The following is a 435-nucleotide window of genomic DNA, read 5'->3' as shown; positions in this document are numbered from 1 at the left end:
CCCCACTACCGCAGCACCAATAGCGGCAGCACGGGGGCCCGCACCCCCCGCACCCCCCCCTGCAGGGCCGACCCCGCCACGCGCAAGGGCGCGTACTACCGGGCCGAGGACGCCAGGCTGGAGGACCACACGCTCGTCGGCGACGGCACCGTGGTGGACCTCAAGTACCCGGACAACTGGGACAGCCTGGTCCTCAAGCCCGGCGAGAGCGTGGACGTGCACGGCACCCTGAAAGGGGCGACGGGCAAGCACACCGACCGCGCCAAGGTGACCGGCAAGCCGCTCACACCCTGCCCGGTGGACGATCCCAGCGCCAGGGACCCCTTCGGCAGGCCGAGGGGCGGAGCACCCGCCGCACCCCAGGGAGCGGTCACGATCGACGGGACGGCCTACTGCGAGGACACCGAGACCGCGTCCAACCAGGATGACTGGAAC

General features: G+C 72.2%; 1 protein-coding gene. It reads left to right on the top strand.

From position 1 onward, the window contains the following. Positions 1-435: hypothetical protein (locus CRD59_RS08065; protein ID WP_161522325.1), on the top strand; the 435-nt coding region annotated here is incomplete at both ends.

Source organism: Bifidobacterium xylocopae (assembly GCF_003315615.1).
Lineage (GTDB): Bacteria > Actinomycetota > Actinomycetes > Actinomycetales > Bifidobacteriaceae > Bombiscardovia > Bombiscardovia xylocopae.
The sequence above is the reverse complement of the archived record's forward strand: the minus strand, read 5'-3'. Positions and strand labels throughout refer to the sequence as shown.